We start from the raw sequence: 26,839 nt of genomic DNA, 5'->3' as shown, positions 1-26,839 counted from the left end.
CGTCCCTCTCCCCACCATGTTTGCCTGCTGGAGAAGCATCGCGTAGCTGTGCCCGACGGAGCCGGGGCAACCCGAAAGGCAAGCAGCGAATGGATTGGGGGAGGAAATAGGCGCACCACCGACGCAAGGCTGTCCGGTGCGCTAGCGTCCGCCGGACGGATGAGCCCCTAAAGCAGGCACGTAAGATCCCAGGACAGCAGTGATGCTCGATTCGACGTGCTCAGGGCCCGTTTTGAGGGATAACGTCGGTCACGGCTGCGAGCATGGATAGGCCGAGTTGGAGACGGTCCAGGCCGCGGGAGCCGGCGGGCGCACCTGCTTTGATCCCCAGGAAGGACAGTCCCTTCGGAAGCTTCTCCACAGCTCTTCGTATACCGTCTTTGGTGAGCAGTGACGCCGGTTCGTCTGTGGCGAGGCCTAGGTGCACGTCCTCCCATGCGGTGCTGCGGCTGCTGGCGGTGGGCCCAGCTCCGGAGAAGGTGAATGCGCCCAGCGCTGCCCCGAGTGTGTCAATGTGCTCGCCGGGGGTGGTTGGGCTTCGACCTTCAATGGCTGATCTGCCCCAGTTGAGCAGGTGCCGGATTCGACGAGCCCCGGAGTCCGTGACTGATTGCACAGCCGCTATTTCGTCGGCAAGGGCGAGGTAGCCTTTCTGCGGCTTCTGGCCTGGAATGCGCGCGTCCGAGTGCTCAACGAGCAGTTCGATATTGCCCCAGTCCCAGCCGGCGATTTCTTGAAGGGAGTCGGTGAAGGCTCCCACGCTGGATCGGTCTGCGAGCGGGGCAGATTGCAGAGCGAATGCCCGCACGGAGTGTGACCCCAGCCGTTGCTGCAGGCGCAGCGTCTCCTCGTGGGCAGAAGTGATGTCGTCCAGGGCACGCCGGCGGCCGGTATCCTCAGTAGACGCGAGGCCGTACCAGGGGTCCACCGTGGACGCGGCGAGGGTCACCGACATCGCGCTGACGGTGTTGGACCAGGCCGGGTCGAGCAAGCTCACCAGCCTGTCCAATCCCTGGGGGTGAAGTTCGCCGTTAAGGACTGGGAGCTCCAGCCCACCGATGCGGGACTCCGACCTGAGGGCCGCATACCAGAGGTCTTCAGCCGCTTCGTCCGCCGTGAGCCCTGCAGGCGCGGCATTGTAGGCGGAATACACGACGCCCGGCGCTCCGCTGCCCCGGCCCCAATCATCACTGTTCATCCTGCTGAGAAGACGTCGCGCGACTCTTTGATCCGGTCCTGGGCGAACTCGATACCGAAACCCGGGCGTGTGGGCAGGGCAAAGCTTCCGCCGACCGGGGCGGGGGTGTCCACCTCGAAGTAGTGCCGTTCGGGCATGTGGTGGAAGAGGTATTCGACGCGGGGGCAGGTTTCCGGGGATTGGCTGGCGACGACGTGGAGGGCTGCGTGGATGCCGTGGCCGTGCGGGATGACATGGACGCCGAATGTTTCGGCAAGGGAGCACATTTTGACCAGGTCGGTGACGCCTCCGCACCATTCAGGGTCGACCTGCAGGACGCTGAGCAGTCCGCGCTGGAGGAAGGGAAGGATGTCGTGGCGGTCGTACAGGTGTTCGCCGGTGGCGAGCGGGATTGAGGTAGTGGCGCGCAATTGCGCGAATGATTCGATGGCGCCGGTGGGGAAGGGCTCCTCGAGCCAGTCTGGGTGGAGCTGTTCGACGCGCGCGGACCAGCGGCGGGCGTAGGTGGGGTCCCAGCTCATGAAGGCGTCGAACATCAGCTCGGACCGGTACCCGACTGTTGCACGGGTTCGTTCCACGAGGGCTACGTTGCGTTCCATTCCTTCGGCGCCTTGGGCGGGGCCGTCAGCGAAGAACCATTTTTGGGCGGTGTAGCCTTCGTCGAGGAGACGAGCGGCTGTTTCTTCGACTTCGCCTTCCCCGTGGAAGGTTCCGAGGGTGCTGGCGTAAGCGGAAATGCGCGTGCGCCCGGATCCTCCAAGCAGCTGCCACACGGGCACCCCGAGGAGGCGGCCCCGCAGGTCCCACAGGGCGTTGTCGATGGCACTGATGGCGATCTTGCGGTTGCCGTGGCGGGAGTGCCGGTTTCCCCGTTGGAGCATGTCCCAGACAAAGTTGTTAGCGAGGGCATCGAGGCCAAGGATGGAGGCGGCCATGCCCTCCTGCAGGGGTGCGACTGCTTCCTGGTCGATGGGGCCGTAGCGACCCGTGATGCCAGCGGTGGTGCCGATTTCGAGGTAGAGCGAGGTCTTACGGTGGGGAGTCGAGGGAGGCGGCCATCCCTCAGCTGGGTGGTACTGCGTGTAGACGCTGATGGGTCGTGACTGCGGCGGGAATCCGCGGTCCGTAGCCTCTACCGGGAGCAGAGCCGACAGCTCGATCATTCGGACCGAGGAAATTTTTGCCTGGATCATGAAAAGGCCTTTCAAATCTGGTCAGATGCAGAATCCCTTGAACACGATTCTGCACGGGCGTGCCTGTGCCTAGAGGTCGATTCCGATGTATTTTTCTTCGAGGAACTCGAGGATTCCTTCGGAGCTTCCTTCCCTGCCGAGTCCGCTTTGCTTCATTCCGCCGAACGGGGCGGCGGGATCGCTGAGGACGGCCCGGTTCACGGCTACCATTCCTGCGTCGATCCGCTGCGCGACGGCGAGAGCCGGCGCTTGTTCGCCGTAGACGTAGGCGATAAGTCCGTAGATGGTGTCGTTGGCCATCCGTACCGCGTCGTCGACGTCGTCGTATTCAATGATTGAGGTTACCGGCCCGAAGATTTCGCTCTGGGTGATGGTGCTGTCGTGCCTAACGCCGGTGAGCACTGTCGGTGCGTAGAAAGCTCCTTGTTCGGAGGATTCGCCTCCGGTGAGTAGCCGCGCCCCCGCTTGGACGGCGCCGCTGACGAGTTCGGCGACCTTGTCGCGTTCGTGGACGGAGACCAGTGCCCCGAGCTGGTTGGCCCGGTCCGAGCCGGGACCGACGCGCCAGGTGGCGAGTTCGGTGGCCATGCGCTCTGCGAATTCCGTGGCCAGCGAGGAGTGGACGTAGAAGCGGTTGGCGGCTGTGCAGGCCGAGCCGCCGTTGCGCATCTTGGCGATCAGGGCCCCTTCGACGGCTGCTTTGAGGTCGGCGCCTGGGAGGATGATGAAGGGCGCGTTGCCGCCCAGCTCCATGGAGGCACTGACCACGTTGTCGGCGGCCTCGTGCAGCAGGACGCGGCCCACTTCGGTGGAGCCGGTGAAGCTGATCTTGCGGACGTCCGGATGGTGGAGCATCCGCGCGACGGCGGGCCCGGTCGGGACGGGCGTGACGAGGTTAACGACCCCGTCCGGGACACCGGCGCGGCGGAGGGCGTCGACGACGAACGCCGCGGTGAGCGGTGTCTCGCGGGCGGGCTTGAGGATCACGGTGCACCCTGCAGCGAGAGCGGGTGCGATCTTCCGTGTTGCCATGGCGGCGGGGAAATTCCAGGGGGTGATGAGGAGCGCGACGCCGATGGGCTGGTGGGTGACGACGATGTGCTTGTCCCCGCTGGGCGAGAGGCGGAAGTCGCCGCGGACGCGGACGGCTTCCTCGGCGAACCAGCGGAAGAACTCGATCGCGTAGGACGCCTCGCCCATGGCGTCCGCGTAGGACTTGCCGTTTTCGAGCACGATGGTCTCGGCCAGCTGTTCCTTTTCCTCGGTAAGGATCTCAAAAGCGCGCCGGAGGATCTCCCCGCGTACTCTGGGCGCCGTGGCGGACCAGGCCGGTAACGCCGCGGCAGCGGCGTCGACGGCGGCGTCACAGTCGGTTTCGTCGGCGATGGCGAAGGACGCCAGTTCGGCACCTGTTGCGGGGTCGATGACGGGGAATCTTTCGCCGGTGGATCCGGGGGTCCAGCGGCCGTCGATAAAGAGGTCGGATATGTGGTTCACTTGCTCGTTTCGCTTTCGTTCGAGGCGGTGGCGGGAAGGGGTTTGAGAGCGGTGCGGTCGCCGTTGAAGGCGGCCCGGACGATGCGGTGGAGGTTCTCCTCCGTGGGGTCAATGACGGAGTTTGTGACCAGCCGCCGTACTGTCAGGGACAGCTCCACAACGCGGGGAAGGTCCGGTTCGGTGACGCCGATGGCGGCCAGGTCCGTGGGGAGGCCAATGTCCGCCATGATGGCGGCGACCTCATCGATCGCATTTTGTGCGGATTCTTCGACGGAGGTTGCGGCAACACCGAGGGCACCGGCGACGTCGGCGAGGCGGTGGGCACCCGTGGGCAGCAGCGCCTGCATGACATAGGGCAGCAGCATGCCCGTGCCCAGCCCGTGAGGGGTGTGGGTCAGGGCGCCTACGGGGTACTGGATCGCGTGGGACAGGTGGGTGCCCGCGGTGCCGAATGCCATACCCGCCAGCAGGCTAGCGTATGCCATGCGGGAGCGGGCTTCAAAGTCTTCGCCGTCTCTGACCGCATCGCGAAGTGACAGTCCGATCAGCCGGATCGCCTCCAAGGCCAGGGTTGAGCTGAGCAGGTTCTCGCCGACGAAGACCGGCAATTGGCCGGCCCACTCCGGTGCGTGGTTGTTGGCGGTGTAGGCCTCGATGGCGTGGACCAGTGCATCTGCGCCGGCGCTGGCCGTGACAGCGGCTGGGGCACCAACCATGAGCCATGGGTCCACCACGGCAGCCCTCGGGATCAGGTAGGGGCTTGAGATGCCGACCTTCAGTTCACGGTCGGGATCGGCGAGTACCGCGACCGGGGTGACCTCGCTGCCCGTGCCCGATGTCGTGGGCACGGCGACGAGCGGGATTACCGGTCCGGGGACCTGGTTTTCGCCGTAGAAGCGGTTGAGTGGGGTTCCGTGCGCCAGGCCCAGGGCGATGAGTTTGGCCAGGTCCAGGGCGCTGCCGCCCCCGAACCCAACAATGACCTCCGGGGTGCTGGTCTTGGCCCGTTCGATCGCGTCCTCGACCACGGTGACCGGAAGTTCGGGAACGACCTGCGTGTCGACCGTGACCGTCACGTTCAGGGCTTCGAGTTCGGCCAGCAACGTTGTGAACGCCTCCGTCGTGGACAGGAACGGATCGCAAACCACCAGTGCACGGTTACCCAGGGAAGCAACGGTCCGGGCAATACCCGCACGGCTGCCATCGCCGAAAGCAATCGAGTCGGGAAGCCTCAGCAGCCCGAAGGAATTGGAAATGTCAGTCATGGGAAAGTCCTTCCGCGTATTTAAGGGCAAGAGCCCATACTTCGTCATCAATCGGCACACCGGTTGCGGCGCGGCCGTCACGGGTGCGCCGGGCCCGGTCGCCCGGAACATCTGCCGGGCCTGATACGCCGCTGTCCCTGACATGGTCCAAATAGTCGGTCAAGGCGGGCAGCATGCCCATCAGGCCGAGCCTTTCCAGGCTCACGCTGATCAGGAGGTCGCCCTTCGTGGCGGGGAACTGGGTGTCGAGGGTTCCCACCACGTTCGTGCCGAACGCGGTGGCTGTCACGGTGCCCACCAGTGCTTCGAGCGCGATCCCGAGGGCGTATCCCTTGGGCCCGCCAAAGGGCGAGAGCGCACCTTGGACTGCTGCTGGCGCATCGGTGGTTGGCCTGCCCAGCGCGTCGACCGCCCATCCCGGCTGGAGCGGCCTGCCCGTGGCCGCGTAATCAATGATCTTCCCCATCGACACGGAAGCTGTTGACATGTCCAGGACAAGCGGATTACGTGCTGTCGGGACCCCGATGCCAATTGGATTGGTCCCAACGCTCGCGCCCCTGCCACCCCAGGCGTGCACCAGTGCTTCGCTGGTGGTCAGGAGCACGGCCACCTGCCCCAGCCGGGCGATCGACTCAACGTACGGTGCCAGCATCCCGATGTGGCTTGAGTTCGAAATAGCAGCCATCGCTATCCCGGTTTCTTCGGCCCTGGCAACTACTTCACTGATGGCCCGGTAGGCCACGACCGGCCCGAAACCCCGGTTCCCGTCAACCCGAAGGACGCTGGGAGCCACCCACTCCAGGTGGGGCTCCGCGTCGGCGACGATGAGGCCGCGGCGCATCCGTTCGACCAGCACGGCCAGCCGCCTGATGCCGTGGGAGGCGTGTCCGCGCAACTCTCCCTCGACCAGATTTTCGGCCTGGACGTCGGCGTTGGGCCTCGATGCCCCGTTCGCCGTCAAAGCATCACTGATGACCTTCCTGAGATTGTCGCTCGGTACGACAATTGCGTCGGAGGCACTTTCCTTGGCGCTTGTTTTCACTGATCCCTCCTCTGTATAACTCCTAAGATCATCCACACAGGAAAGGCGGCCTCCCATGCCCCGTCCCGCAGAGCAGGACGCCGGTTCCGCGTCGTCATTGTCCCGCGGCCTCGCGCTGCTCGATTTGTTCACCGCACCCGACCAGGTACTCAGCATCAGTGAAATCGCCCGCCGGTCAGGTGTGCCCAAGTCCACGACGCACCGGCTGATCCTGGACCTGATCAGCTGGGGTGCCCTGGAACGCGGCGCCAACGGAGTCAGCCTGGGCGTGCGGCTTTTCGAGCTCGGCTCCCTCGTACCGTCGTCGAGCACGCTGCGTGACCTGGCGCTCCCGTTCGCGCACAACCTCAACGAAGTCACCAAGCTCACCAGCAACATCGCCATCCGCGAGGGGAACGAGGTGCTCTACATCGAAAAGATCACCACCAGGACCCTGAAAGTTCCGCACTCACGCGTCGGCGGCCGCGCCACCATGCACGCCACCGCGTTGGGAAAGGCGATCCTGGCCTTCAGCGATCCCGAATTCGTAGAATCCGTCCTGAGCGGCCCGCTGCTGCAGCAGACCGAAAAGACCGTCACGGATCCCGCGGAATTGCGCAGGGAGCTGGCCACGGTGCGCGCCGAGAGGGTGGCCTACGACGTCGAGGAGTCCCGGCTGGGGCTCTTCTGTGTCAGCGCCCCGGTCTTCAACGGCCAGGGCGGACCCGTCGCAGGAGCCATATCAGTAACCGGCGCCACCGAACTGGCCATCGCCAAACGCTACGCGCCGGCCGTACTGGCCACTGCGATGGCCCTCAGCAGCGCAATCGGAACCGCCAAACGGCCCCGACGCTCAACCGTTGCCTGACACTCAGCTCAGCCACTAGCGGGACACCCGGAGACGGCTGCCCGGCCCGGATACCGGGACGCCTGCATGAAACGTCCCGCTATCCGGGATGCGAGCTCCCGTCCAATGCGGGAAGGGCGTATTCAATTACGTACCGGCCCTTTTGTGGGCCACGACACAAAGGAGTGACCGTGACTGACATACGCAGTACGGCGACCGGCGCCCAGGCGTCGCCGTTATCGGAATTTTCGGCCGCCGAGAAACGCGCCACCATCCGCAAAGTAACTTTGCGCCTGGTGCCGATCCTCGCAGTAGCCTACTTTTTCAACTCACTGGAAAAAACCAACATCGGCCTTGCCGCGTTGCAGATGAACCAGGCCCTGGGACTGACCACCGCCGCCTTCGGCCTGGCATCCGGACTGCTGTTCGTCGGCTACGCCGTCTTCGAAGTCCCCAGCAACCTCATCCAATACAAGGTCGGTGCACGCAAATGGCTGGCACGCATCATGATCACCTGGGGCGCCGTCGCCGCAGCAACCGGCTTCGTTAACAGCGAAGCAAGCCTCTACATCCTCCGTATTCTCCTGGGCGTCGCCGAAGCCGGGTTCTACCCCGGCGTCATCCTCTACTTCACGCTCTGGGTGCCCAAGGAATACCGCGGAACAATGCTGTCGCTGTTCGTCCTGGGCGGCACGCTCTCGACCATTTTCGGCTCCCCCCTCACAGGACTACTGCTCACACCGGACCACTACTTCGGTATCGAATCCTGGCGGGCAATGTTCGTCATCGAAGGTGTCCCGGCCATGCTCGTGGGCGTCCTGTGCCTCTTCAAACTTGTAGACCGGCCTGCCGACGCCACCTGGCTGACCACCCGCGAACGGGACTGGCTCGAAGGTTCGATCGCGGCAGAACACGCTTTGGTGGAATCCGGCCACTCGGTCAGGGGTGTCTTCCGATCGATGGGCGACATCCGCGTCCTCATGCTCTCCTTCATCTACTTCTGCCTGAAATTCGGCCAGTACGCCCTCGCATTCTTCCTCCCCCTCATGGTGGTCGCGTTCCAGACCCAGGCCGGCATCAAGATGTCCACCTTCCAGGTAAGCCTGATGGTCGCAATCCCGGCCGTTGCCGCCGTCGTCCCGGCAATCCTCTGGGCACGCCACTCAGACAAGACCGGTGAACGCTACTGGCACGCCACCGTCCCCGCCATCCTGGGCGCCGTCGGCATCTGCGCCTCCGCAGCATTCCACCAGCCCATCCTCATCATGATCTCCATCTGCGTAGCCACCATTGGATTGAGCGCCCAGAGCGCACCGTTTTACCAAATCCCCGGATACTTCCTCACCGGCGCTGCCGCCGCCACCGCTTTCGGCCTGATCAACTCCCTCGGCAACCTCGGCGGCTTCGTCGCCCCCACCGTGTTCGGTGCACTGAAAGACGCCACCGGGGACTACACGCTGCCCAGCTACCTCATGGGCGGAATCCTTATCCTCGCCGCCCTGCTCACGGCAGCCCTCCCCCGAATGTTCAAATCGCTCAAACCCCACCAGCACGCTGCACAGCCGGTTATGGCTTCGAAGTAGGCGCCCCAGAGGGATCGGCAGTACCTGTTCCGCCCGGCCAGATGGCCTTGTGCGATGGGGGTCCCGGCAGGGACCCCCATCACCGCGAGAACCAAGGTTCGGTCCAGCTCGACCCGCAACAGGCCACCGGACATAAGCCCCGGGCAGCACCGCGGCACTATCCGGTTCCGACTCATGCCCACACAACGGCATAGGGAAAGGAAGACCACACCATGGATCCTCGAATCTTGAACCGGCATTCGCTCGAATAAAGCGGCGACGTCGAAGTCATGGACAAAATCGTCGTCATTGCAAGCGGCCGGGTCGGCGACTTTGCAGAAGACCGCTAGGTTCTATGGCTGATCCCTGTTCCCGATAGTTGCCGTATGGTCTGGATATGACTGTTACCCGCAACGACGTGGCCCGAAAGGCCGGAGTGTCCCCAGGGCTTGTTTCTTACGTTCTCAACGGTGGCCCCCGGCCCGTGTCGGATCATGCGCGCGCCCGGATCGAGGCTGCCATCGAAGAACTGGGATATCGCCGGGATGGCGTTGCGAGATATTTGAAAACCGGCAAGACGGATTCGATTGGCCTGGTTCTGCCAGAAATCGGGCTTCCATATTTTGCAGAAGTTACCAGGGAACTTAATGCCTGCGCTTTCGAGCACGGCCATCAACTGCTGATTGCCACCAGTGAATTCGATCTCGCCAGGGAGGAAACGCACTTGGAAAGCCTCGCGGAGCGCCGAGTCGATGGAATCATTCTCATGAGCATTGATCCGGACCGGGACATGTCCTTGCTGGAACAGCTGGGCACCCCCGTCGTGGTCGTAGACCGGCCTGAGTTCGCTGTGGAGAGTGCACGTGCCGCCACGGAGCACTTGATTGCCGACGGTCACAAGAGGGTCGGATTTGTGGGAACCGGCCCGATCAGTGCTTCCCGCCGGCGCTTGAACGGATGGTCAATCGCATACGATGATTCCGGTCTGGAACATAACGCCGGCTGGGTTGTGACAGCCCCACCTACGCGGGCCGGCGGTTATTTGGCCGCCCGGCAAGCCATGGGCGGCAAAGATCGTGCTTCTGCTTTTGTCGTAGAGTCCGACGCCCAGGCCTCCGGGTTCATCCGGGCGATCAAAGATCTGGGCCTGAGGATTCCAGAGGATGTGGCCCTCGTTTCCCTCGAGGGAACCGACCTCGGCCAATTTTCCGTTCCGTCTCTGACGTCCGTCGTGCAACCCGTCCACGATATTGCGCAGGACGCGATCAGAACCGTCCTCTTGAAGGACGCCGGCCCGGTGCGGCGAGTAAACAATGTCGGCTTTGAGCTGGCCCTTCGAGAGTCTTGCGGCCACTAAAAAAATCTTCCGAAAAAACTCTTGCCACCGGAGTCAACTCGTGTTGATATGTATGTGTTCAACACGAGTTGATTGACGAAGTGGAGCAAGGATGCCCGTCGTACCCGAACACAAAGTGATGGTGGTTGGTTCTGTGAACCAGGACATCATCCTGTCTGTCCCGGCTCTGCCGCAGGCCGGGGAAACTGTCCTTGCAGTGTCGAGCCGGGTAGCGACCGGAGGCAAGGGTGCGAACCAGGCGGTGGCAGCCGCCCGATTTGGTGCCTCGACTGTGTTTGTCGGCTCGGTAGGTTCGGATGCAGCTTCCGGTGAACTGCGTACAGCACTTGAAGGTGAAGGCGTACAAGTCCACACCTATCAGGGAAGTTTGCAGCCTTCTGGACAGGCGGTGGTTTTGGTCGACGAAACAGGTGAAAACTGCATCGTCGTTGCCCAGGGAGCGAATGCGGATTTGCCGGCCAGCTACGTGTTCGATTGTTTGGAGGACCTGGAAGCCGGCGACGTTTTGGTCATCCAGGGTGAGGTCGCACAGGAAGCGATCGAGGCCGCGCTCGTAGCAGGTGATGCGGCTGATTCACTCGTCATCCTGAACCTTGCACCGTTCCGGGAACTCCGCGAGGAGGCACTGACGAAAGCAAACCTCATCGTGGTGAACGAGGGGGAAGCAGCAAGCCTGGCAAAGTCCGGGCCCCCACTTTCGGACCCTGCCGCAGTCGCAGAACACATCGCCCAAACCTATGGGTGCTGGTGCGTGATTACGCTGGGCGGCCGCGGCAGCCTTGTCACCCAAGGTGCCAGCACTGTTGCAGTACCTGCAATGCAGGTCCCTGTGGTCGTTGATACCACAGGAGCCGGTGATGCGTTTGTCGGTGTGCTGGCGGCGCGGCTGGCGGAGGGTGACGACCTGCTTATGTCCGTGCGCACGGCTACCGCTGTGGCGGCACGCACCGTCATGTCACTTGGAGCCCAGTCCTTTCCCACCCTTCAAGAACTCAGCGAGTCGTTTGCTGGGCCCGCCGCATAGCCGGCCTCCCTTCCAATTATCACTACCCGAGCACGAGAACTCTCAATGTCGAGGAGATTCCTTTGAAAAAGACCCACCTTGCGAGCCGCCGTAATTCTCTGATGATGGCCGCGACTGTCATGACCATTGGACTTGCGGTAAATGGCTGCGGCAACGCCGGCCCGTCAGCAAACGGCGCTGCACAGGCCACAGTTGGCGGCGCGATCACATACTCGTTTTGGGGCAGTCCTGCCCGCGCTGACAAAGTAAACAAGGTCATTGATCTGTTCCAGAAGCAGCAGTCTGGCACTCAGGTGACCGGTGAAGTTGCCGACTACAACTCCTACATCGAGCGTCTGACCGTCAGGGCGGCCGGCGGCCAACTTCCTTGCGTTATTGGCACGCAGAGTACGTTCTACTCCACCTATGCCAATAATAAGGTCCTGATGCCGCTGGACGATTTGATCAAGAGCGGGAAGATCGACACCTCCGACATTCCGCAGTCCGTCCTGGACACGGGAAAGATTGACGGCAAGCAGTACATGATCCCAACCGGGACCTTCGTCCGGCTCGTTGCGTACAACGAGGAGATGGTCAAAGCCGCCGGCCTGCAGCCACCCACCAATGACATGACGTGGGAACAGTACGCAGCGTGGCTCAAGAATCTGCAAAAGTCTCTCCCGGCAGGCGTTTATGCCTCGGAAATTGAAGCTCCCAACATGTTCAGCCTGACCTCCTGGGTCATCGGCCATGGGCAGGAGATGTTTAAAGACGGAAAGCTCGGTTTCAGCAAGGAGTTGCTGCAGGAGTGGTTCCAGTACTGGATCGACCTCACCAACCAGGGTGTTACCGTCCCAACGGCCAGCATCCCGGAGCAAAACGGGGCCTTGGAGTTGACTCCGATGGCTGTCGGAAAGGCCGTTGCCGGTACCCGCGACATTCCACACATCCCGATCACTGAAAAAGCCCTCCAAGGCGCCGGCAAACCGTCGTCAATCAAACAGATTTCGGTCCCCAGCGAGGACGAAAAGCAGTCGGCGAATGTGTTGGGATCAAACGGGATGTCAATTCCGGCTAACTGCCAGAACCCGGGTACGGCAGCGGCGTTCATCAGCTTCTTCGCAAACAGCCCCGAAGCCGGGGTCGCCTTCCAATCCGACAACGGAATTCTTACCGCATCCAAGGCCCAACAGGCGCTTCTCGCGGACAAGGACACACCGGGCGCTGTCAAGCAGAACGTCGCCACCCTGCAGGATCTAACGAAGTCAGGCGACCTCACCCACACGACCTATCCGGACGGGCTTCAGTCCCTGACCACCGAGCTTTCGCGCCAGTACCAAGCAGCCGCGTTCGGTCAGACTTCCGTGACTCAGGCCGTGGACCAATTCTTCAGCAAAGCTGCAACGACCCTGAAGTAGGGGAATCCAATGAGCACTCTCACCCCCACCCAGCCGCGAACCGGCCCCCCGTCCCAGGCAGCAACACCGCGGCGCCGGTCACTGGGCCGCAACAATCTGGCCGGCTATCTGTTCCTGAGCCCTTGGCTGCTGGGTTTCGTGGTCATCATCGCAGGACCCATGGTCGCCTCGCTGTGGCTATCTTTCACCGATTACTCCATCCTCGGCACCCCGGAATGGATTGGAACCAAAAACTATGAGCTCATGTTCAGTCAGGACGACCGCTTCTGGCACGCCCTGGCCGTCACGCTTACCTACCTGGTGCTGTCCGTGCCCCTGGTCCAGGTATTCGCGCTCTTCCTCGCCGTCATGGTCAACCGCGGAGTCCGGGGACTGACCATCTACCGAGCTGTCTTCTATGTGCCCTCCCTCATCGGCGGAAGCGTCGCAATAGCGATACTTTGGCGCTTCCTCTTCGAAGGCAACGGACTGCTCAACAACGCGTTGGGCTTTCTGGGCATCCACACCAGCTTCTCGTGGATCGGAGAACCGGGGACCGCGCTGAACACCCTGATCATCCTGAACGTATGGCAGTTCGGCGCAGCGATGATCATCTACCTGGCAGGTCTACGGCAGGTCCCCGTGGAACTTCACGAGGCGGCAACGATGGACGGGGCATCACCCATCCGAAGATTCTTCTCCATCACCTTGCCGATGCTGAGCCCAATCATCTTCTTCAACGTGCTGATGAACATGGTGGGAGCCTTCCAGGCATTCAATACCGCCTACATCGTCAGCAACGGAACCGGCGGTCCCGCCGACTCCACCCTCTTCTACACCCTCTACCTATACCAGCGCGGTTTCGTCGATTTCGACATGGGCTATGCCTCAGCACTTGGCTGGGTCCTGCTGGCAATTGTCGCTGTGGCGACAGGACTGCTGTTCATGCTTGGCCGGCGAATCGTGTTCTACGGAGATGAGCGATGACCGACACCATTACCCCCCAGCGGGCAAAGCGAACGCTGCGAGGCGTAAAGCACCATGGCGCGCCACAGGCAACTCCCCGGGCGCGTTTCCTTCGCCACCTGTTCCTGATCGGGATGGCTGTTGTCATGTTCTACCCGCTGGCGTGGATGATCGGAGCGTCATTCCGCTCGGATGCCCAGATCTCAGACCCCGGAATCTGGCCCGGTGCCGGGTTCACAATGGATGGTTACGAGACAGGGTTTAAGGGCGTAGCGGGCGTTGGCTTCTGGCAATTCATCCTGAACTCGGTGCTCGTCGCGGTCCTCTGCGTCGCGGCCAACCTCATCGCCTGCTCGCTGACCGCCTATGCGTTTGCCAGGATCGATTTCCGGTTCAAGAAATTCTGGTTCAGCATCATGATCGGGACACTGCTACTCCCCCATCACGTGATCCTCATACCGCAGTACCTTCTGTTCCGTGATCTGAACTGGATCAACACCTACCTGCCCTTCGTCGTCCCAAAATTGCTCGCCACGGACGCCTTCTTCGTCTTCCTCCTTGTCCAATTCTTCCGGGCAATTCCCAGAGAACTGGACGAAGCAGCACGGATCGATGGCTGCGGACATCTGAAGATCTTCTTCCGGATCATGCTCCCGCTGGCGAAACCTGCCCTGGCCACCACGGCGATCTTCACCTTTATCTACAGCTGGAACGACTTCTTTACGCCACTGATCTACTTATCCGATCCCCGCCTCTACACCGTGCCGCTGGCCCTGCGCGCGTTTATTGACACGACATCCGGTTCAGCCTTCGGAGCGCTCTTCGCGATGTCCGTGGTGTCGCTGCTCCCGGTGCTCGGCGTATTCATCGCTTTCCAGAAACTCCTTGTTGAGGGAGTTGCCACCACAGGAATGAAAGGCTGACATGAAAATAGCACTCGCCAACGACCACGCAGGCTTCGCACTCAAGGGTGCAGTCGTCCAGAGCCTTCGCGACGCCGGCCACGAAGTAGTCGACGTCGGTACCCAAGACGAGGCCCCGGTCGACTTTCCCGTCGTCACGCAACGCGTCACCAACCTTGTCCTCCAAGGAGAAGCCGAGCGTGGAATCCTGGTCTGCGGCACGGGCGTCGGCGCCTGCATCGCAGCCAACAAGGTGCACGGCATCAGGGCAGCCGTCATCCACGACGCATACTCGGCGGCCCAGTCGGTAGAACACGATGACGTGAACGTGGCCTGTCTTGGGGCCTGGGTTGTCGGCCCCAAGACTGCACGCGTTGCCCTCGACGCGTTCCTGTCCGCGCAGTTCAGCACGGACCCGGACTTCCGACGCCGAGTCGGTCAGCTCGCGGAAATGGAGCGTGCCAGCACTCCATCCGCGCACCTCGCCCGTGAAGGGAGGCCAGGTCACGTCGTCAACTGATTGAACACGAATCCAACTCGTGCCCAACAAGCAACTCGTCAATATGAAAGGCATTAAACCATGGCACTGGACAACGCACGCAAGAAAGAAATCCTCGACACCGTCAAGCACCTGCGCGTCACCGACATCCGCGACGGGATGGACTGGGTAGGCCTGCACCACTTCGGCACAGTCTCACCCGAAATCCGTCCCCTCTGGCGGACCAAAGCTGCAGGCTTCGCACTCACTGCCCGCCACATCCCCACCAACCGGCAGGTACCCACAATGTCCCCCGAGGACTACACCAAATGGGCGTACGAATACTGGTACGGCCAGGTCTTCAAGAACGACATGTCCGAACACATAAATGACACGACTTTTCTCGTTGTCGACACGTGCAACACTCCAACGCCGGCCGTCGGATCGATGGACTCCATGATCTGGGCCGCGCTCGGCGCCCGCGGTGTCCTCACCAATGGCGGCACCCGCGACTCGGACGAAACCCTGGAACAGAAGGCCATCCCGATTTGGTCCCGGTGGATCGTCCAGCCCATGTACCAGGGCCGCGTCGAATGGGGCGGCCACAGCATGCCGGTCGAAATCGGCGGCCAGCGAATCAACGGTGACGACCTCATCGTTGCAGACGGCGACGGCGCCATTGTCGTCCCCGAAGATGTCATCGACGACGTCCTCAAGTACGCCATCCAGGAATCCGAAAACGACAAAATCGCTCGCGGATACCTGTTCGACGCCCTGGGCATCCCCCGCGGCGAATCCACCGAATCGAAGTTCGACGTACCCGCCCACCCGTTCGAGATCAGCCGCGAAGACATGCAGCGGATGGTCAAAAAGTCCTTCTAACCGTACACAGCGGGGGCCGGCGTGTTCGCGCTGGCCCCCGCGCCTGGGGAAGGACCTGACCATGCCAGTAACACGGAACGACGTGGCCAAGGCAGCCGGGGTTTCCCCCGGCGTCGTATCTTACGTCCTCAACTCCGGGCCCCGGCCTGTCTCAGCCGATACCCGCCAACGTGTCCTCAACGCCGTCGAAGTCCTCGGATATAAAAGGGACGGGCTCGCCCGCTCCCTGAAGACCGGACGCACTGACACACTCGGAGTTATCCTCCCTGACGCATCCAACCCCTTTTTTGCCGAACTGGCCCGGGCTATCGAAGGCCACGCCTACTCCGCCGGAAAGAGCGTGCTCGTCTGCAACAGCGCCGACGACACCGATCGGGAACGCTCTTATCTGTCCACCCTCTTGGAGAAGCGGGTAGACGGCATCATCCTCGTCAGCGCCTCCGGCGAGGAAGACCTAACAGATGTCCTCAGCAGGGGAATCCCTATCGTTGCAATGGACCGGTACCGCGCACACACCGGCGTTTCAACCGTCCGATTCGACAACCGGCACGCCGGATACACCGCCACCCGCCACCTGATGGAGCACGGATACACCCGGATTGCCCTCATCACCGGCCCTGGATCCGTGCCCGTGTCGGATGAACGACTCCAAGGCTATGGAGAAGCACTCACGCAAGATCCCGGGCACCCTTCCTACATACAGGGCGCCCCGTTCACCTTCGCCGGCGGGTACGAAGCCATCCAAACCCTCCTGAAGCACAGCAGTCTTCCGTCCGGGATCATCTGCTCCTCCGACGTCCAAGCGGTTGGGGCCACGGCGGCCCTCGTTGAACAAGGCCTACTCATGCCCGGCGACGTCGCCCTGGTGTCCATTGACGGCACCGCCCTCACAGCATTCACAAACCCATCACTGACAACCATGGGGCAACCCATAGCCCAAATGGCACGGCTCGCCATCGAAGCCGTCCTCCATGGTGGAACTGCAACCCACGCAACACTCAAGGGTCAGCTCACCATTCGCCGCAGTTGTGGCTGCGCGCCCCACACCTAGACCTGCCAGGATCCGGAACCCCTTTTCGCTCTCCTGCAGCCCATCTTTCCCGTCTCAACGTAACGGACAATCTATGCACAACACCATCGATGCCCATCACCACTTTTGGACCGCCGCGCCCCCGGGGCACCCCCGACAATCAGCCGTCCACACCGTCCTCGACCAGAACTACGGGCCAGAGGACCTTATTGGGAAGATGCAAAGTGCCGGAGTCGACGGCACCGTCCTCATCCAGTCCAGAAACGAAGCGTCGGAAAATGACCGGCTTAGCGCCTACGCAACGTACGACTTCGTGCGGGGCGTCGTGGCGTGGCTTCCCCTTGACCATCCAGAAGCCGCGTACAGGGAGCTCGACCGGCTGGATCCGTCAAAGCTATGTGGGGTAAGGCACCTCGTAGCAGACGACCCACTCGACTGGGCAAATCGGGCATCAAGCATCTCTCTTTTCAGGGACATCGCCCGCCGAGGCCTGGCATGGGACATCGTCGCCGTAACGCCTATGCAGGTCGTGAACGTCCTGAAACTGGCCGCCGCGGTGCCCGAACTGATGATCGTCATCGACCACTTGGCCCGGCCCCCACTCGGCTCGAAAGGACGGGAACCCTGGGCCCGGCAAATCAAAGACCTGGCACAGTGCCCAACTATTGCCGTGAAAGTGTCTGTCGGTATCAACTCGCTCCTCGAGTGGCCAACTTGGACAAACAATGAACTGCTACCCTACATCGACTGGGCGTGTCTTCACTTTGGCCCTACCCGGCTTATGCTGGCCAGCAACTGGCCGGTCGTGCTGCTTAGGGCCAACTACGACGCAGCCTGGAACGGCCTCGTATCAACAATCTGCCAACTCCTGCCTGCGCAGCAGGACCAGAACTTCCTCAGGGGCGAAACCGCTCAAAACTGGTACCACCTGCACCCCTGACATCGCCTTCAGATTCCCCTTCATACAGGTCCAAGCAGCCCTGATCCATACGGCATGACATACGAGCGAACTAAGAAAGCGTGCGCATCAGTGGCCTTTATCATCACCCGCGTTAGTGAGCGGTGCGTCTCGTAGAATCGCACCCCAACCTGACAATGGAACGTCCAGAGGCTTGACTTCTTTGTAAGACGGCTCTGGAAGTCAACCTCACAAGCGGACGTTTGGAGAAGCAGTGGCCAGACGGCGGATCGGGTACGTGCGCGTGAGCAGGCTTGACCAGAAGGAGAAGCGCCACCTCGAAGGCAAGGTCCTGGACCGGGTCTTCACCGACAAGGCCTCCGGCAGAGACACTGCCAGGCCCCAGCTCACCAAACTGCTGTGGTTCGCCCGCGACGGTGACACCGTCGTAGCGCACAGCATGGACCGGCTCGCCCGCAACCTCGACGACTTACGTGCTCTCGTCCAAGGCCTCTCGCGCAGAGGCGTGCGGGTGGAGTTCTTTAAAGAGAGCCTGGTCTTCACCGGTGAAGACTCCCCCATGGCTAACCCCATGCTCTCTATCATGGGTGCCCTCGCCGAATTCGAACGTTCCCTCATCAGGGAACACCAAAGGGAAGGCATCGCCCTGGCCAAACAGCACGGCGCCTACAAAAGCGTAAAAAGGCCCTCACACCAGAACAGGCCGCTGAAATGATCCGGCGCGCTGGCAACGGTGTCCCGAAAGCCGTCTTCGCCCGGGTCTACGGAATCAGCAGGGAAACGGTCTACCAGTACCTGCACCACGCCAAGCTGGAGTGAACCGCTCCCCTGCCGGCGCCGTCGCTGTGTCTTGCCCCGCGGCCGTAGCTTTACGGAAGGTGCAATATCGGCCTTTAATTAGGGCTAGTAGAAGTAGATGAGAAAATTATTCTAAAGGCTGGTCAGATAAGACGGCAGTTATGCCTGCAAGGAAACCCGGCGGCCTTCCCGCACGATCGTGGGAAGGCCGCCGGACCCATTCAGGCGCTTATTTCAGTCACCAGCGACCTGTACCAACTGCCACTGCTGGTTCGCGGATCCGTCAGGGGTCCACTGGATGGCAGGGGCACCGTCTGCGGTGGAGCCACCCTGGATTCCGAGCAGAAGCTGACTGTTGGAATTCTTGATCGTGTAGTAGGGACCTGAAGGGGTCATGGACCACTGTTGGCTGGAGGCCCCAGTCCCCGTGGATTGTACGGCCGCTGCACCGGGAGACGTGCTGGCCTGTTGGATACTGAGAACCTTGCTGCTGTTCTGGTCAGTGAACGTCAACGACCCGTTTGCCAGCCGGCCTATCTTCCAGGCTTGGTCGCTGGCCCCGGTGTCGGACCACTGCACGGCTGCGGCACCGTCCGCCGTGCTCCCCGCGTTGATGCCCAGCACCTTACCCGAGCCGTGATCGACCAACTTGAAAGCCGCGTCTGCGGTGGTGGTGAAATCCACGACGAGCTGCCACTGCTGCCCTGTGTCCGTTGTCGCTGCCTCCAAGTCGACGCTTCCTGCTGTGGCACTGGTGGCATAAAGAGAAGTATTGGCTGTGGACTGGATTTTCACGTATCCGGCGACCGTGGAAACGAGGTTCCAAAGCTTATCACTGCCACCGTCGTCAACCCATTGGGCCAGCTGGCCCCCCTGAACGGCGTTTCCCTGCCAGATGCCCATAGCGCGCCCGCCGGTTTTGTTCAGCAGGGTAACGCTGTTGCCCTTACGGGCCAGATGCCACCATTGGGACGCATTTGCGTCGTTCCTGGTAAGCCCAGTGATATCCGGGATGTTCCCCGTGAACTGTGCGTCCTGTGTCTTGCCGGCCTGAGGGCTGAGGGCCTGACCGGTTTTCCGGTTGATGAGTGAGTAATAGACACCTTTGGAATTGCCGATGTCTACCTGGCCGTATGAGACCGGGCCGGTTCCCCACGGAGCGGTCAGTATTTCGATGCGGCCCGTTGCCGTGACGTACTGAAGGTTGCGGCTGTAACCGGCGGGCATCGACGTGTGGTATTCCTTCCAGCTCCCTGTACTGCTGCCCGAGTCGTTGACCCAGAGGTCGCTGCTGCCTGCGGCATTATATGCGATTCTTCCGTCGGGCAGGCGGACGAGCACGGGGCTTCCGCCCTGCGCGAGCAGGTTGGAACCTGGGGTTACGGGGATCGACGAAATCGGGTTGCCCGCTGCGTTGTTGTCCGAGTAGAACTTAAGTGGATCGTCCGCGATCTTGTAGCGGACGTTATCCCCGCCTCCCCAGTACTCGTAGGTCAGCATCCACTTGCCGTCCGAGGTGGGGACCACATTGGTCATGCCGGGGCGGCCGTAGCCGATCTCGGTCTTTCCACCGCCCATGTCCTGGGTCGGTCCCGCGACGTCGACGACAGGTGTGCTCCAGAAACCTGTCCCGTTCCAGGTCTTGTGAGCGAGGATCTGCCCGCCGGAGTCGGTTGCGGTGGCATTGTTTGGGTCGAGTGTGGGGGCTCCGGTAGTGGTGTTGTAGCTGAGGTAGTCGTTTTCGTCAGAGTAGTAGGCCACGAGCTGGCCCTGGTACATCATCAGGTACGGCTCCCAGACCGGGTCCTGTGCCTGGTTGGGTCCTGACGCAATAATGTTGACGACGTTCCAGGTCTGTCCGCTGTCCGTACTTTCGTAGAGGGCGATTGCGACGGGTGTTCTGTTCGACCCGTTTGTGCTCTGGTCCGGGCCTGACACTACTGAGGCGAGGAGCAGGGTGCCGGCTTTCAGGCTTCCCAGGTCCTGGGGCAGGACGTAGAAGTAGGGATTGGTCCAGTTGCTGGTGTATGCGGCGTAAGCCGGGTCGCTTGAAAGAGACGCCGGAGGAAGGACGTCGCTGAGCTTTTGCCAGGTATCACCGTGGTCATCGCTTTTGTAGATCGGCAGCTTCTGGCCCACCACGGAGCCTTCGCTGTCTTCGAAGCTGGCGACCAGGCGTCCGCTGGGGAGTTCAGTGGATTTTGGGTACAAAATGCAAGGACTCTTATTGCAGCTTGAGGGGTTTTGGGCCACGTAAAGGTCATGCTGGACGGGCTGATATGCAAATGCGCTGCCCCCTACCAGGCTCAGGGCTGCCACGGCCCCCAGTCCCGTGGCGGCAGCGACTGCCTTTAGTAAAAATCGCATCTTCGCGGTTCTCCTCTGTGATGATCCGGGTGTCCGGACAACCAAGTTGATCAGATTCACTACGCATTTTGGCCTATACGGAAAACTTTTCTCCGGCGAATTGTTGGGCCAGAGGCGTCAGTAATCAGCACGCAAAAATCGCGCCGACGGCAATAGGCCGACCACGTTTTATACGAACGCGTGTCAGCGGGTCGCTACTGCGCTCTCCGGTGGGCCCTGGCTAAAGCCTTAAGCGCCTGGAAGGGAGACATCGCTGGAATCGTGCCACCAAAATCAGGCGGACCTGTATCACCGGGAACGCCTCCAAGAAATGGATGCAGTTCAGTTGAGAAGCTTTACAGCGTATTTATGTCCTTTTTCCGCGTTCCATTCAATTTTTTGTCCTTGGTCGGGAGTTGCTTCCATGCGTTTATTTTTCAGAGGGGCTTTGCCTTCATCATGAATTTCTATAACGTCTTTTTGCCCGACGCGTATGTCGATGGCCAAGGGCCCGCTCTTCCCGGCCAGAATGGTGCACCCGGTCAGGTGCCCGTTGTTCCAATCCAGGTCAATGATGTGTCCTCCTCGGGTGCGTAAGCCCGTTGCGGTCCCCTTGGTCCAGTCAGGCGGCAACGCTGGGAGCAGCGTGATCCGGTCATCATGGCTCTGCACGAGCATCTCGGCCATTCCGGCCACTGCTCCGAAGTTGCCGTCGATCTGGAAGATGTAGCCTCCGGGCCATTCCGGATGCGGATGAAGGTCGAGCAGGGACTCCGAACAGAGTTCGTCGGCGAGGGTGTCGAGAGCCTTGGCGGCCAGTGAGGAGTCACCGAGTCGGGCGGCAAGGCAGAGCACCCATGACTGACTCCATCCGGTGTAGCCGCTTCCTGCATCAAGTCTTAACCGGAGGGCAGTGCGAGCCGCCTCAAACTCGGCTGGTGCCTTGCTGCGTGTGATTCGGTTACCCGGGTAGACGCCATAGAGGTGGGAGAGGTGGCGGTGGCCTGGTTCCCCGGGTTGCCGCTCGTCAGTCCACTCGAGCAGCTCGCCGGCCGATCCGATCGATGGAAGCCGTAATTTGACGAGGGCTGCGGTGGCCCTGTCCTTGAGGCTTTCAGGGTCGGGGTTGTCGGCTTCTTCGCTGGCGTTTAGAGCGATATATCGTTGCAGCGTTTCGTGAACAAGTTCCTGATCGATGGAGGATCCGGCGGAAACGGCTGCGGTTCCTCCCTGGGCCAAGACGAAATAGTGTTCCGGTGAGGTCGAAGGGCTGAACACGAGTTTCCCGTCGGAATCCTCGCTCAGCATATCCAGTGCAAACCGTGTGACCGAGTCGTAGACCTTCTTGGCCTTAGTGCGGGCGCCGGGACTGCTCGGATCGAATTTGTGTCGTTCCCAGAGGTGGGCCGCCAGCCACATCAGCGCGGAGGGCCAGTTCGCGTAGGCCGGCTCCCCCAAAACCGGTGTACCAAACCTCCACAGGTCGGTGTTGTGGTGGATCGCAGCGCCGGCAGCCTGGTAGTACTGCTTCGCGATAGGCTGGCCTGTTTTTGCCAGATCGATAATCAGCTCCGTGAGAGGCTCCACCATGTCGGAGAGCCCGGTAACTTCGGCTGGCCAGTAGTTCATCTGCAGGTTGATGTTGGTTGTGTAGTTGCAACTCCATCCGGGACGGACGTCAGTGTTCCAAATCCCTTGGAGGTTTGCCGCCTGGGTGCCTGGGCGGGAGGACGAGATGAGGAGATAACGGCCGAAGTTGAACAAACGTTCGGACCTGGCTGCTCGTTCGCGCTGGAGCCTATCGTCACCCGAGATCGAAAGGGAGGACCTCTTGTAGTACTTCCGGTGGTCGGTCGTATGTTCAGCCAGGAGGTCGCATGTTTTGCGGCGCGCAGCTGCCCGCACCCGCTCTTCCGCCTCGGAGGCCAACGCAGCTGCATCTGCACTTGGCCTGGCGCCATAGCCTCTGAAACCCGATACAGCGGAGCTGATGAGGCGCACTGAGTCCGGGCCCGTCCTCTGAGCCACAGCTACCAGCGCGAAACCCATACCCCTGTCGACACGCCCGTTCTCGTCGGGCGCGTCCATGGCGTAGCGGACAGGATTGTCATCCTCGACGTAGTTGGGGGTGACATGAGCCGGAGCGCGGCCGGTGGCGGTGAGCCACTGACCTTCCGCTTCATCCAGCGTCCTGATGCTCACGCCGGGGTGGTCAGTATGAAAGGCAAGCCGGCCCTCGCTGACTCCTTCGCCGGAAGCCTCCAAGACGATTACCCCAGTCACAGAGCTGACAAATGAGGTGACCGCGACCGCCCCGGCGGCAGTGTGGTAACTGGTCGTGGCGGTGGCGGATTCGAGGTCCAGGACTCTTCGATATTCTCCGTCTCCTGCGTTCGCGTGCTCCCAGTCAAGCCAGCCCAGTGGCTGGTACGAGTCGCTGAAGCCCGGTCCCTGCAGCGCTTTGGACAGCTCTTCTGCTGTTGCGAAATCGGCGCGCGCAATCGCTGCCCTCAGGCATTCAAGTGTCCCTTCCGCTGCCTGCCGCGATGGCTCGCCCAGAGGGCCACCGGACCAGAACGTGTCGACGTTGACGTCGATGCGTTCTCTCCGAGGACGACCATGTATTGTCGCCCCCAGCCAGCCGTTTCCGAGGGGAAAAGCGTTGATGAAACCCGAGGCGGGTTTATCGAGCTCCAGTTCGTTTGTGGAGGACATGTAATCCTTTCAGATCAGGGCGGCAGTCGAGGATAGCGCGGGGTGCAGCTCGTGCTTCGCAGCGGCCAGGTGCCGTGAGCTCAGCCGGTAGAAACTGGTCGCGGTCCCGCCGAGAATCGAAGTGCGCTCCGCCTCGGAGTAGTCTGCGAAAACGGTGTTCAGACCATCCCAAACACGGTCGTAGCCCCCGGCAGTGATGGAGATCGGCCAGTCTCCCCCGTACATGAGCCGCTCGGACCCGAAAACCTCGAGTGCACGATCGACAAATGGCCGCACCGTCGCGGCGGTCCAGTTATCTGGAGCGCCTGATGCCGAGTAGAGCCCGGAGATCTTCGCGAAAACGTTCGGGTTTTGCGCAGCGCGTTCAATGAGGCTCCACCATGGTTCCGCATCTTCACAGCCGATGGGAGGTTTTCCAAGGTGGTCGAGGACGATACGCAGGCGAGAATGGCGTCGGGAGACTTCCGACACGATTTCGAGATGGCGTGGAAGAACCCCGACCAGGTCGAAGGTCAAGCCTGAATCCTCGACCAGGCTTAGGCCGTCACCGACCTCGGGGAGGAGGAGCCAATCGGGATTCGGAATGTTATGGATCAGGTTGCGAACACCAACAGTAAGGTCGCTTTGCAGGAGCTGGTCAAGCCGCTCCCGTGCCCGGGCAGGGTTCTCAAGGGGTACGTAGGCGACAATACCGGTGACACCGGGGTGCTCCTGTGCAGTTTCGAACATCAGGTCGGTGTCCTCGTCGTTGTCAGCAGACTGCACGAGAACTGTTGCTTGCACGTTGGCGCGGCGAAGGCTGGGTACAACGTCGCCGAACTGCATCTTGCGGTTAATCGGTGCGAGAGAATCATTGAGCCAGGGGTAGCTGGCCCGCTCCGGGTCCCACACGTGCTGGTGGGCGTCGATGACCATCATTTTCCTAGCCTCGGTGTGACGTTGCTTTGGCTCTGATCTGTGGGCTTCACGCTGCCGGTTCGTTGACGGCCACCCAGTAGGTGCCGTGGGGAAAAGAATATTCCTCTACCGTCGAAGCGTGCATTTCGGCACTGTACCCTGGAGCGTTTGGCAGCTGGTAGGCGCCATCCCGCACGATACAGGGGTCAACGAAATGCTCGTGGAGGTGGTCTACGAATTCCGTGACCCTGTTTTCGAGGGATCCGGAAACTGCAACGTAGTCAAAGATTGACAGATGCTGAACGAGCTCGCAGAGGCCAACGCCGCCAGCATGCGGGCAGACTGGGACGTTGTACTTTTTGGCCATCAGGTAGACGGAAAGGATTTCGTTGATGCTGGCTAGGCGCGCCGAATCCAGCTGGCAAAAATCGATGGCCTCGGCTTGAAACATCTGCTTGAAGAGCACGCGGTTCATTCCGTGTTCCCCCGTGGCCACCCCGATCGGGGCGACGGCCTGCCTGACTGCTGCGTGTCCGAGCACGTCGTCCGGGCTTGTAGGCTCTTCGATCCACAGCGGCTTGAACTCGGACAGCGCGCTCACCCAGTCGATGGCCTGGGGGACGTCCCATACTTGGTTTGCGTCAATCATGAGAGCTGCATCCCAGCCGATGACCTCACGGGCGATGCGGCACCGTCGGATGTCGTCTTCCAGGCTCTGTCCCACTTTGAGCTTGATGTGGCGATATCCAGCGTCTATTGATTCCTGGCATAGGCGGCGGAGCTTCTCGTCGGAGTATCCCAGCCAGCCCGCGCTGGTCGTGTAACACGGATACCCCGTGCTGGTGAGCTCATCAATGCGCTGCTGCCGGGTCGGTTCGCATTCGGCAAGCAAGGCCACTGCCTCATCATGCGTCAGTACGTCTGAAAGATAGGTCAGGTCTGCTGTGGCAGCGAGCTGTTCGGGACTCATCTCGGCCAACAGGCGCCACAAGGGTTTTCGTGCCCGTCGAGCTGCCATGTCCCAGAGTGCGTTCATGACGGCGGCCATTGCCAGGTGTTCAACTCCCTTTTCCGGCCCCAGCCAGCGCAACTGGCTGTCTGATTTCAGCTCACGATAGGCCGTGCCCAGGTCATCGAGCAGTTCGTCGGCGTTCCTGCCGATCAGCGGCTTCGCACGTTCCTGGGCGGCGAGGGCGCAAATGTCATTGCCACGGCCAATCGTAAACGTGAAGCCGAATCCGGCCAGGTCCGCATTTGTCCGGAGAACAACGTAGGCAGCAGAGTAGTCTCCGTCCTTGTTCATGGCGTCTGAGCCGTCGGCGGTGAGGGACGTGGGGAACCGGATGTCGTGGACTTCGACAGCAGTAATGGTGGTCACGCGCTGATCTCCAAAAGATTTTGTGGGGATGGTGGAATGAGGCCGAGTTCTTCGAGTTCGTTCCAGAGGCTCTCCGGCACAATCTTCCGGTATCGCTCAGTATTGCCGGCGGCTTGGTTCCCGGTGCGTGCTCCAAGCACCACTGACTTAACTTGGTGGAACCGAAGCGGATAGGCGATGGCGGCGGCCGGAACGGACGTGCCATGTCTTTCGCAGGCGTCAGCTATAGTCGAGGCCCGCGTGACAAGGTCCTGGCCGGCCGGTGAATAGTTGAAGTTGGCACCTGGGACGACGGTGTCTGAGCCGAGGATACCGGAGTTGTAAACGCCTGCTGCTACGACGGAGATGTTCCGGGCAGCGGCTGCAGGCATGAGATCCTCAAGCGCGCTCTGGTCCAGGAGGGTGAGCCGGCCGGCAACCATGACGACATCGATGTCGGTTTCCTGGATGAATCGTGTGAGCGGCGCTGAGTCATTCATTCCAGCACCGACGGCCCGGACCATCCCCTGCTCCCGGAGGCGGATAAGTTCCGGGAGGGCAGTTTCGATGGCTTCGGTTTCGAAGCCATCGGGATCGTGCAGATAGAGGATATCGATTCTGTCGGTCCCAAGTCGTTCCAGGCTTTCCTCGACGGACCTTCGGATTCCCTGGGCGCTTAGATCGAAGACGCGGCGGTAATCAGCGGGCACGTCGAAGCCTTCTTCGTCGCGTTTGCGATCAGGGTTTGGTGTGGGTACGAGGAGCCGGCCGACCTTGGTGGAGATGACGTAGTCATCCCTGGTGTGTTCTGTGAGAAGGCGCCCCAAACGCTTTTCGGACAGTCCAAGCCCGTAGTGTGGCGCGGTGTCAAAGTAGCGGACACCCGTCTCCCAGGCAGTGCTGAAGGCCTCGGTGGCTTCGCGATCCGTGGTTGTCCGATAGAGGTTTCCCAGCTGGGCTGCGCCGAAACCCAGTTCTGAGACGGCTACTCGGTGCTCTCCTAGAGCGCGGGTTTGCACGTTGTCTCCCGCGTCGCGGCCGGAGATCAGTATCCTCTCCATTCCTGCCTTTCATAGGTGCAGCCGAACGGGACCTCCGGGTGAAGCTCGATTGTGAAGTCGTACGCGGTGTGCCTGGTGATCAGGATTCCCCTGTCCCCCGCTGACAAAGCTGCTGCCCGGATCTGCAGCACACAATCTTCCAGTTTTT

Annotated in this window: 21 protein-coding genes and 1 pseudogene; 12 read left to right on the top strand and 10 right to left on the bottom strand. The window is 61.5% G+C overall.

Annotated features, from left to right (window positions below; genetic code table 11):
- Nucleotides 1–220: 220 nt before the first annotated feature.
- The 5 genes from VXJ37_RS06750 to VXJ37_RS06730 all read right to left on the bottom strand — a co-directional run bounded on the left by VXJ37_RS06750 (nucleotide 221) and on the right by VXJ37_RS06730 (nucleotide 6,195).
- Entirely contained in the window at nucleotides 221–1,198 is a 978-nt protein-coding gene (locus tag VXJ37_RS06750) for a DUF4862 family protein (protein ID WP_331322282.1), read from the bottom strand.
- On the bottom strand, nucleotides 1,195–2,391 hold the full coding sequence (locus tag VXJ37_RS06745) for an enolase C-terminal domain-like protein (protein WP_331322281.1): 1,197 nt from the start codon (nucleotides 2,389–2,391) through the stop codon (nucleotides 1,195–1,197). Before VXJ37_RS06745 ends, VXJ37_RS06750 begins: the two co-directional genes overlap by 4 nt.
- 69 nt (nucleotides 2,392–2,460) lie before the next feature.
- Nucleotides 2,461–3,888 (bottom strand): NAD-dependent succinate-semialdehyde dehydrogenase, encoded by a 1,428-nt coding sequence (locus VXJ37_RS06740; protein WP_331322280.1) that lies wholly within the window; start codon nucleotides 3,886–3,888, stop codon nucleotides 2,461–2,463.
- Entirely contained in the window at nucleotides 3,885–5,153 is a 1,269-nt protein-coding gene (locus VXJ37_RS06735) for an iron-containing alcohol dehydrogenase (RefSeq protein WP_331322279.1), read from the bottom strand. The genes VXJ37_RS06740 and VXJ37_RS06735 overlap by 4 nt, the downstream gene beginning before the upstream one ends.
- On the bottom strand, nucleotides 5,146–6,195 hold the full coding sequence (locus VXJ37_RS06730; RefSeq protein WP_331322278.1) for an Ldh family oxidoreductase: 1,050 nt from the start codon (nucleotides 6,193–6,195) through the stop codon (nucleotides 5,146–5,148). The genes VXJ37_RS06735 and VXJ37_RS06730 overlap by 8 nt, the downstream gene beginning before the upstream one ends.
- 55 nt (nucleotides 6,196–6,250) lie before the next feature.
- Here VXJ37_RS06730 and VXJ37_RS06725 point away from each other — a divergent pair, with 55 nt between their 5' ends.
- From VXJ37_RS06725 to VXJ37_RS06670, 12 genes and pseudogenes are all read left to right on the top strand, one after another.
- Nucleotides 6,251–7,042, top strand: a complete 792-nt coding sequence (locus VXJ37_RS06725) for an IclR family transcriptional regulator (protein ID WP_331322277.1) — start codon at nucleotides 6,251–6,253, stop codon at nucleotides 7,040–7,042.
- A gap of 170 nt (nucleotides 7,043–7,212) precedes the next feature.
- Nucleotides 7,213–8,604 carry an MFS transporter gene (locus tag VXJ37_RS06720; RefSeq protein WP_331322276.1) on the top strand — a complete coding sequence of 464 codons (1,392 nt, stop codon included), beginning with the start codon at nucleotides 7,213–7,215 and terminating at the stop codon, nucleotides 8,602–8,604.
- A gap of 376 nt (nucleotides 8,605–8,980) precedes the next feature.
- Nucleotides 8,981–9,940: a LacI family DNA-binding transcriptional regulator gene (locus VXJ37_RS06715; protein ID WP_331322275.1), complete on the top strand. Its 960-nt coding sequence runs from the start codon at nucleotides 8,981–8,983 to the stop codon at nucleotides 9,938–9,940.
- 91 nt (nucleotides 9,941–10,031) lie between these two features.
- On the top strand, nucleotides 10,032–10,964 hold the full coding sequence (locus VXJ37_RS06710) for a ribokinase (protein ID WP_331322274.1): 933 nt from the start codon (nucleotides 10,032–10,034) through the stop codon (nucleotides 10,962–10,964).
- Nucleotides 10,965–11,026: 62 nt separating this feature from the next.
- Nucleotides 11,027–12,361 carry an ABC transporter substrate-binding protein gene (locus VXJ37_RS06705; RefSeq protein WP_331322273.1) on the top strand — a complete coding sequence of 445 codons (1,335 nt, stop codon included), beginning with the start codon at nucleotides 11,027–11,029 and terminating at the stop codon, nucleotides 12,359–12,361.
- A 9-nt stretch (nucleotides 12,362–12,370) separates the two neighbouring features.
- Entirely contained in the window at nucleotides 12,371–13,327 is a 957-nt protein-coding gene (locus VXJ37_RS06700; RefSeq protein WP_331322272.1) for a carbohydrate ABC transporter permease, read from the top strand.
- A complete protein-coding gene (locus tag VXJ37_RS06695; RefSeq protein WP_331322271.1) occupies nucleotides 13,324–14,229 on the top strand; it encodes a carbohydrate ABC transporter permease in 906 nt (301 codons plus the stop codon). Before VXJ37_RS06700 ends, VXJ37_RS06695 begins: the two co-directional genes overlap by 4 nt.
- A 1-nt stretch (nucleotide 14,230) precedes the next feature.
- A complete protein-coding gene (locus tag VXJ37_RS06690) occupies nucleotides 14,231–14,728 on the top strand; it encodes an RpiB/LacA/LacB family sugar-phosphate isomerase (RefSeq protein WP_331322270.1) in 498 nt (165 codons plus the stop codon).
- A gap of 60 nt (nucleotides 14,729–14,788) precedes the next feature.
- Nucleotides 14,789–15,568: an RraA family protein gene (locus VXJ37_RS06685; RefSeq protein ID WP_331322269.1), complete on the top strand. Its 780-nt coding sequence runs from the start codon at nucleotides 14,789–14,791 to the stop codon at nucleotides 15,566–15,568.
- Nucleotides 15,569–15,629: 61 nt separating this feature from the next.
- A complete protein-coding gene (locus VXJ37_RS06680) occupies nucleotides 15,630–16,619 on the top strand; it encodes a LacI family DNA-binding transcriptional regulator (RefSeq protein ID WP_331322268.1) in 990 nt (329 codons plus the stop codon).
- Between the two features lie 73 nt (nucleotides 16,620–16,692).
- A complete protein-coding gene (locus VXJ37_RS06675; protein ID WP_331322267.1) occupies nucleotides 16,693–17,538 on the top strand; it encodes an amidohydrolase family protein in 846 nt (281 codons plus the stop codon).
- Nucleotides 17,539–17,770: 232 nt separating this feature from the next.
- Nucleotides 17,771–18,336 (top strand): annotated as a pseudogene (locus VXJ37_RS06670) (recombinase family protein).
- A gap of 213 nt (nucleotides 18,337–18,549) precedes the next feature.
- On the opposite strand, the gene VXJ37_RS06665 reads toward VXJ37_RS06670, so the two are convergent.
- From VXJ37_RS06665 to VXJ37_RS06645, 5 genes are all read right to left on the bottom strand, one after another.
- The gene (locus tag VXJ37_RS06665) at nucleotides 18,550–20,526 is read right to left on the bottom strand and encodes an RICIN domain-containing protein (RefSeq protein ID WP_331322266.1); all 1,977 of its coding nucleotides are present in this window, start codon (nucleotides 20,524–20,526) and stop codon (nucleotides 18,550–18,552) included.
- A gap of 477 nt (nucleotides 20,527–21,003) precedes the next feature.
- Nucleotides 21,004–23,376, bottom strand: coding sequence for a glycoside hydrolase family 95 protein (locus tag VXJ37_RS06660; RefSeq protein WP_331322265.1), 2,373 nt, complete (start codon nucleotides 23,374–23,376; stop codon nucleotides 21,004–21,006).
- A 9-nt stretch (nucleotides 23,377–23,385) separates the two neighbouring features.
- Nucleotides 23,386–24,294 (bottom strand): amidohydrolase family protein, encoded by a 909-nt coding sequence (locus VXJ37_RS06655; RefSeq protein ID WP_331322264.1) that lies wholly within the window; start codon nucleotides 24,292–24,294, stop codon nucleotides 23,386–23,388.
- A gap of 46 nt (nucleotides 24,295–24,340) precedes the next feature.
- Nucleotides 24,341–25,651, bottom strand: a complete 1,311-nt coding sequence (locus VXJ37_RS06650; RefSeq protein WP_331322263.1) for an L-fuconate dehydratase — start codon at nucleotides 25,649–25,651, stop codon at nucleotides 24,341–24,343.
- Nucleotides 25,648–26,691, bottom strand: coding sequence for an aldo/keto reductase (locus VXJ37_RS06645; RefSeq protein WP_331322262.1), 1,044 nt, complete (start codon nucleotides 26,689–26,691; stop codon nucleotides 25,648–25,650). Before VXJ37_RS06645 ends, VXJ37_RS06650 begins: the two co-directional genes overlap by 4 nt.
- Nucleotides 26,692–26,839 lie beyond the last annotated feature (148 nt).

It is taken from the genome of Pseudarthrobacter phenanthrenivorans (genome assembly GCF_036455295.1).
Taxonomy (GTDB): domain Bacteria; phylum Actinomycetota; class Actinomycetes; order Actinomycetales; family Micrococcaceae; genus Arthrobacter; species Arthrobacter phenanthrenivorans_C.
The sequence above is the reverse complement of the archived record's forward strand: the minus strand, read 5'-3'. Positions and strand labels throughout refer to the sequence as shown.

What these genes read in the sequence shown, in the direction of transcription:
- VXJ37_RS06690 (WP_331322270.1), top strand. Translation starts at nt 14,231, where the DNA reads ATGAAAATAGCACTCGCCAACGACCACGCAGGCTTCGCACTCAAGGGT.
- VXJ37_RS06710 (WP_331322274.1), top strand. Translation starts at nt 10,032, where the DNA reads ATGCCCGTCGTACCCGAACACAAAGTGATGGTGGTTGGTTCTGTGAAC.
- VXJ37_RS06645 (WP_331322262.1), bottom strand. Translation starts at nt 26,691, where the DNA reads ATGGAGAGGATACTGATCTCCGGCCGCGACGCGGGAGACAACGTGCAA.
- VXJ37_RS06660 (WP_331322265.1), bottom strand. Translation starts at nt 23,376, where the DNA reads ATGTCCTCCACAAACGAACTGGAGCTCGATAAACCCGCCTCGGGTTTC.
- VXJ37_RS06695 (WP_331322271.1), top strand. Translation starts at nt 13,324, where the DNA reads ATGACCGACACCATTACCCCCCAGCGGGCAAAGCGAACGCTGCGAGGC.
- VXJ37_RS06655 (WP_331322264.1), bottom strand. Translation starts at nt 24,294, where the DNA reads ATGATGGTCATCGACGCCCACCAGCACGTGTGGGACCCGGAGCGGGCC.
- VXJ37_RS06680 (WP_331322268.1), top strand. Translation starts at nt 15,630, where the DNA reads ATGCCAGTAACACGGAACGACGTGGCCAAGGCAGCCGGGGTTTCCCCC.
- VXJ37_RS06685 (WP_331322269.1), top strand. Translation starts at nt 14,789, where the DNA reads ATGGCACTGGACAACGCACGCAAGAAAGAAATCCTCGACACCGTCAAG.
- VXJ37_RS06735 (WP_331322279.1), bottom strand. Translation starts at nt 5,153, where the DNA reads ATGACTGACATTTCCAATTCCTTCGGGCTGCTGAGGCTTCCCGACTCG.
- VXJ37_RS06715 (WP_331322275.1), top strand. Translation starts at nt 8,981, where the DNA reads ATGACTGTTACCCGCAACGACGTGGCCCGAAAGGCCGGAGTGTCCCCA.
- VXJ37_RS06745 (WP_331322281.1), bottom strand. Translation starts at nt 2,391, where the DNA reads ATGATCCAGGCAAAAATTTCCTCGGTCCGAATGATCGAGCTGTCGGCT.
- VXJ37_RS06750 (WP_331322282.1), bottom strand. Translation starts at nt 1,198, where the DNA reads ATGAACAGTGATGATTGGGGCCGGGGCAGCGGAGCGCCGGGCGTCGTG.
- VXJ37_RS06675 (WP_331322267.1), top strand. Translation starts at nt 16,693, where the DNA reads ATGCACAACACCATCGATGCCCATCACCACTTTTGGACCGCCGCGCCC.
- VXJ37_RS06700 (WP_331322272.1), top strand. Translation starts at nt 12,371, where the DNA reads ATGAGCACTCTCACCCCCACCCAGCCGCGAACCGGCCCCCCGTCCCAG.
- VXJ37_RS06725 (WP_331322277.1), top strand. Translation starts at nt 6,251, where the DNA reads ATGCCCCGTCCCGCAGAGCAGGACGCCGGTTCCGCGTCGTCATTGTCC.